Source organism: Cryobacterium sp. MLB-32, from assembly GCF_000738085.1.
GTDB lineage: Bacteria > Actinomycetota > Actinomycetes > Actinomycetales > Microbacteriaceae > Cryobacterium.
Window position 1 is genome coordinate 1 of the sequence record NZ_JPRS01000573.1, and the last position, 517, is coordinate 517.

1 protein-coding gene is annotated in these 517 nt (G+C 60.9%); it reads left to right on the forward strand.

Going from position 1 to position 517, the window contains the following annotated elements:
- Positions 1-43: 43 nt before the first annotated feature.
- On the forward strand, positions 44-517 hold a 474-nt coding region (locus JF66_RS20030; RefSeq protein ID WP_231556531.1), incomplete at its 3' end, for an ABC transporter substrate-binding protein.

Genomic DNA, 517 nt, shown 5'->3' on the forward strand with positions numbered 1-517 from the left:
CAACCGTTCGCTCATTTCCGAATCTGCCAATACCCCCGTGGGCGTGCCTGCCACGACTCAGGGCAGCTACATTTTCATGCCCGGACAGAAGGGCTTCGAAGACAACGTCGGAGACGCCATCGGCTTCGACACCGACAAGTCGAAGGCGCTGCTTGACGAACTCGGTTACACCGAGGGAGACAACGGCGCGCGTGAGAAAGACGGAGTGCCCCTCGTGCTCACGATGACGATTCCGGCAGAGACCGCGACGAACAAGCAGCGTGCCGTTCAGGTGCAGGCCGACCTCAAGGACGTCGGAGTCACCGTCGAACTCAATGAGGTGCCGGCAGCCGGGTTCTTCTCCGACTACGTCATCCCGGGTGACTTCGAAATGACCGGCTTCTCTTGGGCTGGCACGGCGTTCCCGATCTCGTCATCGGAGGCCCTGTTCTCCCCGGTCGATTCCGAGTCGAACTTCACGGGAATCACCGATGAGTCGCTCTCCGGACTCTACGACCAGGCGAACACGGAGCTCGAT